Below are 13,564 nucleotides of genomic sequence, written 5' to 3' on the forward strand. Positions count from 1 at the left end.
GGCCGGACCGGAGGAAGCCGGTAGGCGGGCGGCGGCGCTATGGCAGGCTTTGTTCGATGAGCGGCTCCCGAACCTCCCGCCCACCGCAGAACGCGCGCCGGGCCGAGTTGCTGGACAGGTTGCGCGACCTGTTCCTGGCCGAGGGGTTCGCGCACTTCACGCTCGACGAGCTCGCCGCGCGCCTGCGCTGCTCCAAGTCGACGCTCTACACGCTGGCGGGCAGCAAGGAGCAGCTCGCCGTGCGCGTCGTCGCGCACTACTTCAAGTCCGCCACCGGCGGTATCGAACGTCGCGTCGAGGCCACCGACGACGTGCGCGAGAAGGTTCGCGTCTACTTGGAGGAGGCCGCCGAGGCGCTGCGGCCCGCGTCCCGCGAATTCATCGACGACATGGCAGGCAACCTCGCTACCCGGGCGACCTACGAGGCCAACGCGCAGGCCGCGGCCGACCGCATTCGCGGGTTCATCGCCGAGGGCGTGCGCCAGGGCGTGTTCCGGGAGGTGCACGCGGGGTTCGTCGGCGAGATGGTCGGCCGGACCATCGTCGGCATCCAGCGCGGCGAGATCGGCGAGCGGACCGGCCTGTCGGACGCGGCCGCCTTCGCCGCGCTGTCCCAGTTCCTGCTCGGCGGCCTGGCCGCGGAGTGATCCCGCAGAGTGCACAGTGGAGGAAATGTGATCGTCATCGGCGGTGAGGCGCTCGTCGACCTCGTGCCGGACAAGTCCACTCCGGACGGTGAGCTCGGGCCGTTGCGACCGTTGCTCGGTGGCGGCCCGTACAACGTCGCCATCGCCATGGGGCGGCTGGGAATCCCGGCGGCTTTCTACGCCAAGCTCTCCACCGACCAGTTCGGCGACCGGATGCTGGCCCGCTTGGACGAATCCGGTGTGGACACCGGGCTGATCGAGCGCGGGCCGGAGCCGACGACGCTGGCGGTCGTCGGGCTGGGCGAGGACGGTTCGGCGCGCTACAGCTTCTACACCGAAGGCACCGCGGCCCGCTTCGTGTCGGACCGGCCGCTGCCGGAGGAGGCCACCGCGCTGTGCGTCGGAACCCTCGGCATGGTGCTCGAACCTGGCGCCTCGGTCTACGAGCGCGCGCTGTTCGCCGAGTCCGAGCGCGGCCGGTTCATCGCGCTGGACCCGAACGTGCGAGCGGATCTCATCGCCGATCCGGACGCCTACCGCAGGCGCTTCGAGTCCTGGCTGTCCGCGGTCGACCTGCTCAAGGTCTCCGATGACGACGCCGAATGGCTCGCTCCGGGCCGCGACGTGGTCGAGGTGGCGCGCGAATGGGCGGCGGGCGGACCCGCGGCGGTCGTGCTGACCCGGGGCAAGGACGGGATCACGGCGGTCACCGAGGCGGGCGAGTTCCACGTGCCGGGTCGTGCGGTCGACGTCGCCGACACCATCGGCGCGGGTGACACGGTCCAGGCGGCGCTGCTGGCCTGGTTGCACCGGCACAACGCCCTGTCGGCCGCTGAGATGCGCGCGTTCGGCCGGGCGCAGTGGGAGCAGCTCCTCGGCTTCGCGGCCGAGGCGGCGGCCGTGACGGTCTCGCGGGCCGGTGCTGAGCCGCCGTGGGCGAGCGAGCTCGCGTAGCCGCGAAGGACCCGGTGAGGCGCGTGCGATGGAGTCTGCAATAGACCGATCGGATGGGGTGGATGCTCACGATGGTGGTCTCGATCGGCTTCGGAGCGTGTGGGTGCGGGCGCCGGTGTTGCCGCCTGTGATGTGATCGTGGTCCCACCTGCAAAAAGACGAAACACGATTGCTGCGCTAGGGGCCTGTTGCGGTCTAGCGTGACTACTGACAGGACCCCAACGGGGTGGTGCTGCGACGGTTCGGACACCCCGACCGGCGCGCGGGCGACAAACGCAGCCCTGCCGCTTGGCTGGGCACCACGCATTCGTCACCACACGCACCCCTTGACGAGCGCGAGAGGTTCCCGAATGCCCGACGACGTGACCGCAAAACGTACTGTCGCGCTGCGCTATGACGCCGGCGAGCACGAAATGCAGGTGACACAGCCGACCGAGGGCTCGCCCGGTATCGACCTGGGCAAGTTGCTGGGCCAGACCGGCATGGTGACGTTGGATCCGGGCTTCGTGAATACGGCAGCCTGCAACTCCGACATCACCTACATCGACGGCGAGGCCGGCATCCTGCGGTACCGCGGCTACCCGATCGAGGAGCTCGCCGCCAAGTCCAACTTCGCCGAGGTCAGCTACCTGCTCATCTACGGTGAGCTGCCGACCCAGCAGCAGTACGACGAGTTCGCAGGCCGGGTCAGCAGGCACACCCTGCTGCACGAAGACCTCAAGCAGTTCTTCGACGGCTTCCCGCGCGACGCGCACCCGATGCCGGTGCTGTCGTCGGCGGTCTCTGCGTTGTCGACCTTCTACCAGGACAGCCTGAACCCGTTCGACAAGGACCAGGTCGAGCTGTCCACGCACCGCCTGCTGGCGAAGCTGCCCACCATCGCGGCCTACGCCTACAAGAAGTCGGTCGGCCAGCCGTTCCTGTACCCGGACAACTCGCTGGGCCTGGTGGAGAACTTCCTCCGGATGACCTTCGGCTTCCCGGCCGAGCCCTACGAGGTCGACCCGACCCTGGCGCGCGCGCTGGACCTGCTGTTCATCCTGCACGCCGACCACGAGCAGAACTGCTCCACCTCGACGGTCCGGATGGTCGGCTCGTCCGAGGCGAACATGTTCGCCAGCGTCTCCGCGGGCATCAACGCCCTGTTCGGCCCGCTGCACGGCGGTGCCAACAGCGCGGTGCTGGAGATGCTCGAGGGCATCAAGAACGACGGCGGCGACGTCGACGCGTTCGTCGAGCGGGTCAAGAACAAGGAACCGGGCGTGCGCCTGATGGGCTTCGGGCACCGCGTCTACAAGAACTACGACCCGCGCGCGGCGATCATCAAGAAGACCGCCGACGAGGTCCTGTCCAAGCTGGGCGCCAACGACCCGCTGCTCGACATCGCGCTGCGGCTGGAGGAGCGGGCGCTGTCCGACGACTACTTCGTCTCGCGCAAGCTCTACCCGAACGTGGACTTCTACACCGGTCTGATCTACAAGGCCATGGGCTTCCCGACCAAGTTCTTCACCGTGCTGTTCGCGCTGGGCCGGCTGCCCGGCTGGATCGCGCACTGGCGGGAGATGATCGAGGACCCGGCTCGCAAGATCAGCCGTCCGCGGCAGGTCTACACCGGCGCCGCCGAGCGCGCGTACCGGCCGATCACCGAGCGGTGAATCGAAGCCTGAATCAAGTCAGCTTCGGCTGACCCATGCAACGGGCCCCGGAGGATCCGGCCACCAGGCCGGCCCCGGGGCCTCACTGCGTCCGGACCAGCACGCGCCCACGCGGGCTCGCGCACTCCACGTACGAGTGAACCTCCAAAAACCGCTCGAAAACGCACCCCCGAATTCCAGGGAATTCGGTACCCCGATTTCCAGGGAATTTGGGGTCAGGGTGGGGTCAGGCCGGAGAGGGCCTTGGTTACCAGGGATTTCGTCGGGGGGAGAGCCGTTGCTCGTTGGGTGGGGTCGAGGCCGAGGCGGCAGCGGCGGTCCAGGACGTCGTCGACGTCGAGGGCGCCCTCGTGCCGGATCGCCCAGAGGACCTCGGCGGCCGTGAGGTCGGTGCCCTCGCACACGGGTTCGGCCAGCTCGGGGTCGTACTCGGACAGGGCCGCCAGCCGCGCGGCTTCGGTGCCGTACTTGGCGACCAGCCGGGCCGATGCCTCGATGTCGTGGAGGTAGCGCCGCGGGGCCGCCCCGACCAGGGCGACCTCGGTGGTGCGGGAGGGCCCTGCGGAGATCCCGCGAGCCCGCACCGCCGCGTCGACCGCCTGCGCTGCCATGCGCCGGTAGGTGGTGAGCTTGCCGCCGACGACCGTGACCACGCCCTCCCGCGAGGTGAGCACCGCGTGGTGCCGCGAGAGGTCCGATGTCGCCTTGCCCGGCTGCCGCAGCAGCGGGCGCAGCCCTGCGAAGCTGCCGAGGACGTGTTCGCGGCCGAGCGGCTCGGCCAGCACATCCCGGATCCCGGCGAGCAGGAAGTCCACATCGGACTCCGGAACCTCGGGCACCGACGGGATCGGTCCGGGTGCCGCCTCGTCCGTCAGCCCCAGCAGCCCGCGTCCGTCCGGCATCGGCAGCAGCAGCAGGAATCGCCCGGACGAGCCCGCCAGGGGCGCCACGACGGAGGTCCCGGCCAGGCCCGCGGCTTCCGCGTCGACGACCAGGTGCGAGCCGCGCGAGGGGGTCACCTCGACCTCCGGAACCAGCTCGCCCGCCCACACCCCGGTGGCGTTGACCACCGATCGGGCGCGGATCCGCAGCGACTCACCGCTGCGCTCGTCGACCACGTCCGCGCCGTCGGCGTGCAGCTCCCGCACGGTGGTGCGGGTGAGCACCCGCGCGCCGAACCCGGCCGCGGTGCGCGCCAGCGCGACGACCAGCCGCGCGTCGTCGACGAGCTGCCCGTCGAAGTGCAGCAGGCCGCCGCGCAGCCCGGAGCCGCGCAGTCCGGGGATCAGCGCGCGGGCCTCGGCCGCCGGGATGCGCCGGGGCGAAGGCAGCACGTCGGAGGGGGTCCGCGCGACGCGCCGCAACGCGTCCCCGGCGCGCAGCCCGGCGTGGACCGTCAGCTCCTGGCGGCGCGACACACCGGAGTGCAGCGGTGTCACCTGCGGCAGCGACCGCACCAGGTGCGGCGCCGTGCGGGTCATCAGCACGTTGCGCTCCACCGCGCTCTCGTGCGCCAGCGCGACGTCGCCGTGCGCGAGGTAGCGCAGGCCGCCGTGCACCAGCTTGCTGGACCACCGCGAGGTCCCCCAGGCGAGGTCGCGCGATTCCACCAGGGCCACGGACAGCCCGCGCGCCGCCGCGTCGAGCGCGATCCCGGCGCCGGTGACCCCGCCGCCGACGACGAGCAGATCGACCTCGTCATCGGCGGAGGCGGTCAGCTCGGCGTCCAGCCGGGCGGCGTTCAGCGAGGTCGCGCGCAGGGATCCTGCGGGCAGCGGAGTGGTGATCATGACTTGCTCCCGGGATGTAGGGCGCCGTCGAGGAGATGGGTGAGTTCGGTGGTCAGCGAGTCGGCGTCGACGTCCTTGGTGGCGGGTCCCGCCGAGATGACGAAGGACTGCACCAGCAGCAGCAGCGAACGTGCTTGCACGGCCGGATCCGCGGGGCGGATGGAGCCGTCGGCGTGCCCGGCGCCGAGGTAGTCGAGCAGCAGCGACTCTGCCGCCAGCTGGGTGCTGCCGAGGCGCTCGACCAGGTAGGGCAGCAGCAGTTCCCCGTCGGTCTCCAGCACGCGCCGCAGCAGCGGGGCCTCGTGCAGCAGGCGGACCCCGTGCACCACCCCCGCGACCAGGCGCTGCCGCGCGTTCCCGTCGGGCTTGGCGGTCTGCGCCAGCTGCAGGATCTCGCCGAACTCGACGGTGACGAGCTTGGTCACCATGCTGCCGACGTCGGGGAAGCGCCGGTAGAGCGTCATCCGGCTGACTCCGGCTCGGCGCGCGACGTCGGTCAGCGTGGTGCGTCGCAATCCGTTGGCCAGCACGCACTCGCGGGCGGCCCGCAGCAGGTCGGCATCGTCGACCCGGTTCGCCGGGCGCCGGGGCTCCGGATCGGGGCCTGCGGCCAAAGGGCTGTGACACTCCAAATCCATGTGTCACACTGTATCGGTGACCGGCCAGATCGAACACACCCTTCGCGGCAGCTGGACCTCATCCGGCGCGGCGGCCGCGCACCTGTCCCCGACCTCGATGCGCTGGCTGCGGCAACGCATCGGCCTGACCGATACGACCACGCCCGCGATGCCGTCCTCGCTGCTGGAGGTGCCCGGCAGTGCGCTGCCCCAGGATGCGCGCGCCGAGCTGGAAGCGCTGGTCGGCGCGGCCAACGTGCTGGTCGACGACGCGGCCCGCCTCGGCCGTGCGGGAGGCATGTCCTACAGCGACCTGATCCGGCGCCGCAGCGCCGCCGAGTTCGCGGTGCCGGACGCCGTGCTGCTGCCGGGCGAGGCGGAGCTGGTGCAGGGCGTGCTGGAGATCTGCTCCCAGCACGACATCGCGGTGGTCCCGTTCGGCGGCGGCACCTCGGTGGTCGGTGGTGTGGACGCCCTGCGTGGCGGCAAGCGCGCGGTGGTCGCCCTGGACCTGGCGCGCCTGGATCGGCTCGTCTCGTTGGACCCGACCTCCCGCATCGCGGTGCTGCAGGCCGGGATGCGCGCTCCGGAAGCCGAATCGCTGCTGGCCGCGCACGGTTTCACCCTCGGCCACTTCCCGCAGTCCTTCGAGCGCGCCACCATCGGCGGTTTCGCCGCGACCCGGTCGGCGGGCCAGGCGTCCTCCGGCTACGGCCGCTTCGAGGACATGGTCGAGGGGGTCCGCGTGGCCACGCCGCGAGGGGAGTGGCGCCTCGGCGTCGCCCCGGCCTCGGCCGCGGGCCCGGATCTGCGGCAGCTCGCGGTGGGCAGCGAGGGCGCGCTCGGAGTGATCACCGAGGTCGCGGTGCGGGTCCGCCCGGCGCCGGTGCGCAGCCGCTACGAGGCCCTCGTGGTCGACGGCTGGCAGGCGGGCTCGGACGCGGTCCGCGAGCTGGCCCAGTCGCACAACCTCGCCGACGTCACCCGGTTGTCCGATGTGGACGAAACCGAGGTGCAATTCGCCCTCTCCGGCGGATTGAAGTCGCGCGCCTTGAACGGCTACCTGCGCGCGCGGGGAATTCGCAAGCCCTGCCTGCTGATCCTGGGCTGGGACGCCCCCTCGCGCCGCGAGCTCGGGCGCCGCCGGACGGCGACGCTGCGCGCGCTCCGCGACATCCGCACGGTCTCGCTGGGCCGCGCGGTCGGCGAGTCCTGGAAGGCCGGCCGGTTCTCGGGTCCGCGGCAACGTGATGCCCTGCTGGACAAGGGCGTCTGCGTGGAAACGCTCGAGACCGCTACGCATTGGGGCGAACTCAGCGAACTGCGCTCGGCGGTGCGCACCGCGCTGGTGCGCAGCCTGCGGTCCGGCGCCAACCGGCCGATCGTCATGTGCCACGTCTCGCACGCCTACGAGACCGGCGCCTCGCTGTACTTCACGGTCCTGACCCCGCGAGCCGAGAACGCGCTCGAGCAGTGGCAGACCGCGAAGAAGGCCGCCGGGGACGCCATCGCGGGCCGCGGCACGATCAGTCACCACCACGCCGTCGGCGTCGATCACCAGCCCTGGCTGGAAGCGGAGATCGGCGGGATCGGCAACGAGGTGCTGGCCGCGGCCAAGAGGGCGGTAGACCCGAAGGGCATCCTCAACCCGGGCAAGCTGCTTTCTTAGGAGATCTTTCAGTTTGGGGTTTGCGTGGCGGGGTGGGTAGCGGAACCTCAGAAGCCGCCGGGCTGCGGGATCTGCGATTCGAGTAGCCACCTGCGCGGCGCTGCGGCTGTCCTCGCCCGACGACGTCTGAGAACCCGCCGCGGTGCTGGCTGAGTCCTACACCTGGAACAGCGGCTCCGCCGCATTCCGCAAGAAGCCCTTAGGGGATACCGCGTGCGTGGCGGTGCGGGTGGCGGAACCCTGATGCGCCGTGCGGCTGCGGGATCCGCTCCTTGAGCAGCCGTTCTACGCGGCGTCGTGGCTGCCTCGCCACGCGGCGCGGCAGAACCCGCGGCCGCGTGCCGCGTTCAGCTGTTAGGTGCGCTTCGGCCTCGCGGCGCTGACTGCGGTGAACTCGTAGCCGAGGTTGCGGTAGAGCCGGAGGGCCGGTTCGTTGTCCGCGTCAGCCATCAGCGCGACGTCGCCGCGCGCGGCGAGTTCTCGCGTCAGGAACGTGCAGACCTGCGTGGACAACCCGGCACCGCGGCACGCGGGATCGGTCGCCACACCGGAGATGAAGCCGATGCCGGGCGCGGGCCAGGAATCTCCCGCCACGGAGCGGATCTCGCCGTCCGCGCCGCGCACCCCCGCCCACCGGGACGCACCCGGATCGGACGGGAACAGGTACGACTTGGGGTTTGCCCGGCGCAGCAGCGCGTCGATCGCCGGCTCGTCGGCGCGGGTCAGCCATTCCACGCCGGACGCCGGGTGCTGCGGCGGTTCCGCCGCGAGGTGCAACCACCCGAAGGTCGCGCGCACCTCCAGCCCGGCCCGCTCGGCGACGTGCGCGGCTAGCGGCGCGGCTGCCAGCAGCCGGACGTCGTAGCCGGAAAGCCCGGGCAGCACCTCGTTGACCAGCTCGACGACGTCCGCGCCGGGACCGGAGCACACCAGCCGGTCCGCGCGGTTGAGCCCGGGCGCGAAGACCACCACCGCGTCGCGCAGCCGCCAGGCCGCTCCGCGCTCGTGCGGGTAACCGTCCTCGAGCGCTTGAGCCGACCACCGGACCATCAGGTCCGGGCAGGCGGCGGCGACCGCGCGAAAGTCCCCCAGTCGGTGCACGTCCCGATGCTACGACAGGCGTCGTCAGCCCTTCTTGCGGCGCAGCAGCCGGGGCTTGGCCAACGCGTCGTAGAGCTCGACGAACGCCTCGTCGAGCGCTCGCCGGGACTGCTCGGGAGTCGCGTCCGGAGCCGAGCGGTCCGGCGCGGGCTTGCCGTCGGAGCGCAGCCACCGCTCGTCCCAGAGCGCGCCCAGCGCGGCCTTCCACCGCGCGTCGACGTCCTCGAGGACCTCGTCCCGGCGCGCCGCCGACTCCTCCTGCCGCTGCTTGCCCGCCGCGACGGCCTCGCCGAGCCGTTCGGCGGACTCCCGCTCGTGCTCGCGCATCCGGGAACCCGCCGAGGTCGCCAGTTCGACCAGTTCCCGGTACCGCTCGACCGCGTCAGTCACAGGACTCCTCCCGGATCTCGGCCTGCTCGGAGCGCGGCGCGGGGACCTCGGGGCCGCGCTCGGACTCCAGGTCGAACGGCAGCAGCACCTCCGGGCGCGAGTGCGCGGACCGGTCGAAGAACAACCCGCGCCGCGCCCGGGGCGACCAGTTCACGGCCTGACCCGCCGTGAACGGCATCAGCTCCTGCCCGTGCACGTCGAAGGCGACCCACGCCCCGATGTCGTCCACCGGTCCCATGCCCAGGGTGTTCTTCACCCGCTGCACGCTGCGCCACCAGCCGAGCACGTGGATCCGGGACTCCGGGCCCTGCTTGAGGATCTTGCGCAGGTGATCCAGCGCGCTCACCCGGGTGACCGGGTCCTTGCGCTCCAGCGTCGCCTGCGCCGCGTCCACGCCGTAGAGCAGCAGGACGTGCGGCACCGCCGAGCCACCGGAGTCGATGGACTCGGCGATGCCGGTCAGCGTCGCCTCGATGTCGTCGAAGGCCACCACGTCGACGTCGTGCCCGGCGGAGCGCAGGTCCGCGGTGATGGTGTCGACGGAGCCGGTGACCTCGTCGAGCAGGCCCGCGGCGGTGAACCGGATGGTGCCGGGCAGGTACTGCTTGGCCAGGGACAGCGCGGCCGCGCCGAGCACGCTGGTGGTGTCCTGCTGCACCGTTCCGATCACCGCGAGGTTCCGCCCCGGCGAACGGCCCAGCGGCACGGTGGCGGCCGTGCCGGTCACGTCGATGATCTGGCCCAGCAACGCCTTCGGCGTCCGCGTTGGCGCGGTGAGCTCGCGGTAGTCGGCCAGCTTGGACAGCCTCGGCAGGTTCGAGCCGTCGAACAGCCGCGGCGGTACCGACCCGGCGGGCCGCCGCTCCCACAGGGAGTGCTGCAGGGGGTGGAAGGTGTCCTTGCCGGTGGCGTCCGGGATCCGCGCGATCTCGTTGCCGTGCTTGACCCCGGACTCGTGGTTGATCACGGCGTGCCAGCGCGGCAGCTCCAGCGCGGACTGGTTCTGCTCGGCCAGCACCCGTCGCGCCTTGGGCAGCGCGATGCGCAGGATGAACTGCTCGAAGATCGCGGGCTTGCCCCAGAAGGCCTCGATGCCGGAGACGTCCTGGCTGGCCAGCACCAGGTGGATGCCCTGCGAGCGGCCGCGGCGCGCCACGTCCTCCAGCAGCTGGGTCGCCTCCGCGGTGACCGGGTCGCGCTCGGCGAACAGGTACTGGAACTCGTCGATCACCGCCACGATCCGCGGCCAGCGGCCCTCCGGGTCCTCGGCGCGCAGCTCCTCGAGCTTGGTGACCTCGTGCTGCTTGGCGTGCTCGGCGCGGCGCCGCATCTCCTCGGAGAGGAAGCGCAGCAGCGCCAGCCCGAACTCCCGGTCGGTGTTCACGTTGACCCCGACCAGCTGCGCGTGCGGCAACCAGCTCGGGTCGCGCCTGCCGGGGGTGAACTGGGCGAAGGACACGCCCTCCTTGAAGTCGAGCAGGTAGAGCTCCAGCTCGTCCGGCGAGTACCGGGCGGTCATGGCGCCGAGCATCCCGTAGAGGAAGTTCGTCTTGCCGGAGCCGCTGGGCCCGCCGATGAGGGTGTGCGGGCTGGTGTCGCCCAGGTTGACCCACACCGGCTCGCCTTCCTCGAAGCCGACCGGGGCCTGCAGGCCCGAGATGGAGCGGTGCTGCCACAGCTGCTCGGGAACCAGGTCGTCGAAGGTGCGCACCCGCGCCCGCCGGGCCTCGAAGGCCTCCGCGATGGCCGAGCAGGCCTTGGCCGCCTCGGTGCGCGAGGGCGGCTCGTCGAGCTCGACCACGGCCTCCGGGCCGGTCATGCTGGTGCGGGCCGTGTTCCGGCCGGTCAGCGTGATGGACTCGATCGCGCTGCTGACCGTCAGCGACAGGTCGACGCAGATGAGCTGGATCCCGCAGGCCAGCCCGTTGCGGGCGATCCGCTGCAGCTGCTGTTGCTGCTCCTCGCGCAGGGCCTCGCCGTTGCCGAACAGCACGGCGATCCGCCACGGCTCGGAGCGGTGCCCGTTCTCGGCGGCCAGCGCGCGCAGCGAGGTGTGCCCGCCGAGCAGCGAGGAGGCGTGGATCCGCCGGATGTGGTCGGAGAGCGTCTCCAGCATCTCGTCCAGCCGGGTGGGGTCGTGCGCGGTCAGCAGACCGGCGCCGGCGAGCGGGTACAGCCCGGGCAGGGTGCCGGTGAGCTGCGCGACGTCCCAGACGTGCACGCGCACCTGTCCCGGCTGGAAGTGGCCGAGGATGCGCAGCAGCAGGTTCTGCACCACGGTCTCGGCGGTTTCCGGCACGCCGTCGGTGGTGATCCGCAGGTGGGACAGGTCCAGCGCCGGGACGGCAGCCGGAAACGGCTGGGGTCTCGGGGAATCCGGTACCTGCGCGTTCCCGATCCGCCACAGCTGCGGGGGATGGGCGGCGTCACCGGCGCCGACGCGGCCGAGCCAGTGCTCGAACGGCTCCGCCGCGCTGCCGGGACCTGCTTCCGCGACCAGCTCGTTGAGCTGAGCGGGGCCGGTTTCGGTCCAGTCGGCGTAGATGCGGTCTCGCTCGGCCAGCGCCTCGTCGAGGGCGGCCTCGAGGTGGTGGTCGGCCGGGTCGCCGAGCTCGCCGGGTTCGCGCGCGGCCGCCGCGGTGCCCAGCTGGGCGATGCGCAGCGCGAACTCCTGCTGAGCGCACTCGTCGAGGACCGACCGGTGCGCGTTCTCAGCGGCTCCGAGCGCGGTCGCGATGGTGTTGCGCAGGTTCTCGAAAGCCGCTTCGACGCGACTCCGCCGTGCACTGCGTTTGCTCACACGTCACTCCGCGGATTTCGGCCTACGAGATCACGTAACGTGATCAAAATACCACTCCGCGCCGCTTTGGCCGAGTTGGGATTGAACACATGCACGATTCCGAATACCGCCCGGTTGAGCAAGAAAAGCGGCCCGGTGCGGTGCCCTACAGCCGGGTTGCGAAGTCGCGGATCGTGTTCGCGGTGAGCTCGATCGTGTGCTGCACGCGCTCGATCTGATCGTCCGAGCGCGGCAGTCCGGGCGGCACGACGGTCTCCGGGTGCTCCGGGTCGAGGCGGGTCAGCGCCCGCCTGGCCTCCTCGAGCCGCAGCCTGCAGGTTCCCAGGTGCGCGCCGGCCTCTTCGAGCTGCTGCTCGACGGAGCTCAGGGTCGCGACGAGTTCGTCGATCGACGACATGGCTGAGGGGTCCTTTCAGAATGCGGCGCCAGCCGCATGCGGTGTGGGACTCGGCCCGCACCGCTGCGGGTTCTCAGACGTCGTCGGGCGAGGACAGCCGCAGCGCCGCGCAGGTGGCTACTCGAGTCGCGGATCCCGGCGTCCGGCGGCGTCTGAGGTTCGGCTCCCGGCATCGCCACGCAAACCGCAAACCGAAACATCTCCTTACAGGCGTCCCGCGTAGGCCTCGGTGGAGTTGATGGTGGTGTTGAGCGAACCCTGCACGCCGCTGAGGGTCTGGATCGCCTCGGCGAGCATGCCGTGCGCGTGCAGCATCTCCTCCTGAGCCGAACCCGCGGTCGCCTCGGCCAGCGCGGACTGCGCTTCCTCGAGCACCGTCGCGGTTTGCTGCAGGGCGGCGATGCCTTCCTGCATCTTCTGGTTGGCCAGCGAAACGCCTGCGCGAACTTCTTCCACGCCTGCCATCGGTCCCAGATCCTCCGTGGGGTGGTGCACGACTCTGTAGCGGTTCACAAGCTAGCGCCAGCATCCGGTGCCTTCGCACCCGGGGCCAGATTTGTTGATCTTTGTTGGACCCCTTTGTCCTATGTGGATTTCAGGTCGCCCGGGTGTGTGACTTCCGCTGCGGCGCTGCCGTTCCGGCCGGCGCTCGCGCCGGTCAGCGGGAGCGCGTCGAGAGCGTCGTCGAACCAGGCCTCCACCAGCAGCCGCTCGCCGCCGGGTACGAGCTGGCCGATCGATTCCGGCTCGTCGACCACGGCCCACGCCGTCGGTGGCTCGCAGCTGACGCGCTGCCGGGCGAACCCCGGACCGAGCTCGCGCAGGAAGGTCCGCACCGCGCGGGACAGGGCTGCCGTGCGCCGCCCGGTCTCGCCGGTGCGGCGCGCGATGCTCACCGACCAGCAGCCGGGTTCCTCCTCGGAGCAGTCCGCGGCGGTCACCGGCCTGCCGCCGGTCCGTTCCAGCAGGTCCGCGCAGGCGGTGTGCGCGCTGTGTTCGTCGTCGGCTGCGAGCACCACGGTGACCAGCAGCTCGAGTTCGTCATTGCCCATCGCGCCGGGCATTATTCCGCATCCGGGCCCGGCGCGGCTGCGGAAGATCAGGTGAGATCGTCCTCGTCGGCCTGGACCGACCGCTCCAGGCCGTAGTAGCGGTAGAGGTCGTGGCCCTCGGTGTCGGACAGGTGGCCGTTCTCGGCGTCGATCTGCGGCGCGTTGCGAACCCGCTCCCGGTCCACGCCGAGCTCCAGGCGGTTCTCCTCGGCCTTCGCGCCGTCCAGCGGCACGAAGGTCTCCTTCATGCCCAGCAGTCCGACCCGGACCGTGACCCACTCGGGCTGGTTGGTGTCGTCGTCGACGTAGACGTTGCCGACCCGGCCAACCCGGTTGCCGTCCTTGTCGAAGACGGGCGTGCCGATCAGGTCCTGCGCGCGCTCGACGTTCATGGCAAGCCCCCCGCTCGTTCGGCCGCCGAGCCTCGTGTGCCCGGAATGCCCGGACACCAGCTTCCCCTGAAACTGCTGCCTCGCAACCGCGCAACCGACA

At 71.3% G+C, this 13,564-nt stretch carries 13 protein-coding genes; 4 read left to right on the top strand and 9 right to left on the bottom strand.

The features are described from left to right. Window positions 1-56: 56 nt before the first annotated feature. From ABD289_RS06330 to ABD289_RS06340, 3 genes are all read left to right on the top strand, one after another. Complete coding sequence (locus tag ABD289_RS06330) at window positions 57-647, top strand: TetR/AcrR family transcriptional regulator (RefSeq protein ID WP_344127589.1); 591 nt, start codon at window positions 57-59, stop codon at window positions 645-647. Window positions 648-674: 27 nt separating this feature from the next. Next, the gene (locus ABD289_RS06335; RefSeq protein WP_344127591.1) at window positions 675-1,601 is read left to right on the top strand and encodes a carbohydrate kinase family protein; all 927 of its coding nucleotides are present in this window, start codon (window positions 675-677) and stop codon (window positions 1,599-1,601) included. Window positions 1,602-1,951: 350 nt separating this feature from the next. Then, entirely contained in the window at window positions 1,952-3,256 is a 1,305-nt protein-coding gene (locus ABD289_RS06340; RefSeq protein ID WP_344127593.1) for a citrate synthase, read from the top strand. A gap of 215 nt (window positions 3,257-3,471) precedes the next feature. Here ABD289_RS06340 and ABD289_RS06345 read toward each other — a convergent pair whose 3' ends face one another. Further along, window positions 3,472-5,046 carry a glycerol-3-phosphate dehydrogenase/oxidase gene (locus tag ABD289_RS06345; protein WP_344127595.1) on the bottom strand — a complete coding sequence of 525 codons (1,575 nt, stop codon included), beginning with the start codon at window positions 5,044-5,046 and terminating at the stop codon, window positions 3,472-3,474. Next, entirely contained in the window at window positions 5,043-5,684 is a 642-nt protein-coding gene (locus ABD289_RS06350; protein WP_344127598.1) for a TetR/AcrR family transcriptional regulator, read from the bottom strand. The genes ABD289_RS06345 and ABD289_RS06350 overlap by 4 nt, the downstream gene beginning before the upstream one ends. 16 nt (window positions 5,685-5,700) lie before the next feature. Between ABD289_RS06350 and ABD289_RS06355 the strand changes: the two genes are divergently transcribed. Next, window positions 5,701-7,332, top strand: coding sequence for an FAD-binding oxidoreductase (locus ABD289_RS06355; RefSeq protein WP_344127600.1), 1,632 nt, complete (start codon window positions 5,701-5,703; stop codon window positions 7,330-7,332). Window positions 7,333-7,686: 354 nt separating this feature from the next. On the opposite strand, the gene ABD289_RS06360 is transcribed toward ABD289_RS06355, so the two are convergent. From ABD289_RS06360 to ABD289_RS06390, 7 genes are all read right to left on the bottom strand, one after another. Then, window positions 7,687-8,433: a GNAT family N-acetyltransferase gene (locus ABD289_RS06360; RefSeq protein WP_344127602.1), complete on the bottom strand. Its 747-nt coding sequence runs from the start codon at window positions 8,431-8,433 to the stop codon at window positions 7,687-7,689. Window positions 8,434-8,457: 24 nt separating this feature from the next. Further along, window positions 8,458-8,823, bottom strand: coding sequence for a hypothetical protein (locus tag ABD289_RS06365; protein WP_344127604.1), 366 nt, complete (start codon window positions 8,821-8,823; stop codon window positions 8,458-8,460). After that, the gene (locus ABD289_RS06370) at window positions 8,816-11,623 is read right to left on the bottom strand and encodes an FtsK/SpoIIIE domain-containing protein (RefSeq protein WP_344127606.1); all 2,808 of its coding nucleotides are present in this window, start codon (window positions 11,621-11,623) and stop codon (window positions 8,816-8,818) included. Before ABD289_RS06370 ends, ABD289_RS06365 begins: the two co-directional genes overlap by 8 nt. A 145-nt stretch (window positions 11,624-11,768) precedes the next feature. Further along, the gene (locus ABD289_RS06375; RefSeq protein ID WP_344127608.1) at window positions 11,769-12,020 is read right to left on the bottom strand and encodes a hypothetical protein; all 252 of its coding nucleotides are present in this window, start codon (window positions 12,018-12,020) and stop codon (window positions 11,769-11,771) included. Window positions 12,021-12,224: 204 nt separating this feature from the next. Then, entirely contained in the window at window positions 12,225-12,485 is a 261-nt protein-coding gene (locus ABD289_RS06380; RefSeq protein ID WP_344127610.1) for a hypothetical protein, read from the bottom strand. Between the two features lie 119 nt (window positions 12,486-12,604). Further along, window positions 12,605-13,072: a hypothetical protein gene (locus ABD289_RS06385; RefSeq protein WP_344127612.1), complete on the bottom strand. Its 468-nt coding sequence runs from the start codon at window positions 13,070-13,072 to the stop codon at window positions 12,605-12,607. A gap of 47 nt (window positions 13,073-13,119) precedes the next feature. After that, window positions 13,120-13,464: a PRC-barrel domain-containing protein gene (locus ABD289_RS06390; RefSeq protein WP_344127614.1), complete on the bottom strand. Its 345-nt coding sequence runs from the start codon at window positions 13,462-13,464 to the stop codon at window positions 13,120-13,122. Between the last annotated feature and the right edge of the window lie 100 nt (window positions 13,465-13,564).

Source organism: Saccharopolyspora halophila (genome assembly GCF_039531955.1).
GTDB lineage: Bacteria > Actinomycetota > Actinomycetes > Mycobacteriales > Pseudonocardiaceae > Saccharopolyspora > Saccharopolyspora halophila.